The organism is Streptomyces sp. NPDC051172 (genome assembly GCF_040682555.1).
GTDB lineage: Bacteria > Actinomycetota > Actinomycetes > Streptomycetales > Streptomycetaceae > Streptomyces.
This window is the reverse complement of sequence record NZ_JBFBBE010000442.1, coordinates 1-1111: the sequence shown is the minus strand read 5'-3', so window position 1 is coordinate 1111 and position 1111 is coordinate 1. Positions and strand designations below refer to the sequence as shown.

The window sequence follows — 1111 nt, the reverse complement described above, 5'->3', positions numbered from 1 at the left end:
CAGTCCGCAGCCACGGTGCGGGAGCGGGCCGCCCTCGTGGCGCGCACGATCCCGGTGAACCGCCCCCATCTGCAGATGCGCCTGGGCCGGCCGGTCACCCGCGCGGACCTGTGGCGCGAGCAGCGCGCCCGGCTCGGCGCACTCGCCGGCTGGGCCTGGACGAAGGCGGTGCGCCGTGGCCGTTGAGACCACCGAGGGCTGGGCGCTCGCCCCCGACATCGCGTGGGCCCGCACCGCCGGCGGCCAGGCCGCCGTCATGACGCTCGAGGCCGGTCAGCCGCTGCTGCTGAGCGCCTCGGGCGACGTGATCTGGGACGTCCTCGTGGGCGGCCGGACCCCGGAGGACGACCTGGTCGCGGATCCGCCCGCGCCGCTGTCCGCGTCGGACGTCACGGTCCAGGTCGCGGACGCGTTCGGCCTCGCCCCCGCCGACGTCGCGGCCGGCCTCCACGCCTTCCTCGAGATGCTCGAGGCGCACGGCGTCCTCGTCCGCGTGCGGACGGCCTGACCCGTCTCAGCCCTCCGGCACGAAGATCGCGTCGACCACCTGCAGCGCCCACTCGAGCAGCGGGACGTCCACGAGGTCCTGACCCATGACCGGCTTGGTCTTGGGACGCGGGATGAGGACGCCGTTCAGGGCCGGCTTGACCTGGGCACCCTTGTACATGCGGGTCAGGCGCATCTGACGGGACTCCGGCAGGTCCGCGGCGGGGCCGAACTTCACGTTCTGCCCCAGCAGCATCACCTCGGTGACGCCCGCGGCCCGGGCCCGGTTGCGGAACCGGGCGACGGCGACGAGCGCCTCCACCGGCTCCGGCAGCGGGCCGTAGCGGTCCTTGAGCTCCTCCACCACGGCGTCCACGGCGGCGTCGTCCGCGGCCTGGGCGAGGTTGCGGTACATCTCCAGGCGCAGCCGCTCCCCCGGCACGTAGTCGTGCGGCAGGTGGGCGTTGACCGGCAGCTCCACCTTCACCTCGGCGGGCGCGGTGTCCTCCTCGCCCTTGAAGTCGGCCACGGCCTCGCCCACCATCCGCAGGTAGAGGTCGAAGCCCACGCCGGCGATGTGGCCGGACTGCTCCCCGCCGAGCAGGTTGCCAGCGCCGCGGATCTC

The 1111-nt window shown here is 74.5% G+C and carries 3 protein-coding genes; 2 read left to right on the top strand and 1 reads right to left on the bottom strand.

Annotation, left to right across the window (positions count from 1 at the left end):
- A partial coding sequence (locus AB0N07_RS51805) for a hypothetical protein (protein ID WP_365848054.1) occupies positions 1 to 186 on the top strand: 186 nt, incomplete at its 5' end.
- Positions 176 to 508, top strand: a complete 333-nt coding sequence (locus tag AB0N07_RS51800) for a hypothetical protein (protein ID WP_069941668.1) — start codon at positions 176 to 178, stop codon at positions 506 to 508. The genes AB0N07_RS51805 and AB0N07_RS51800, both read left to right, overlap by 11 nt.
- A 6-nt stretch (positions 509 to 514) precedes the next feature.
- Here the strand turns inward: AB0N07_RS51800 and AB0N07_RS51795 are convergent.
- Positions 515 to 1111, bottom strand: a 597-nt coding sequence (locus tag AB0N07_RS51795; RefSeq protein ID WP_365848052.1) for a TRCF domain-containing protein, incomplete at its 5' end; no start/stop codon positions are given.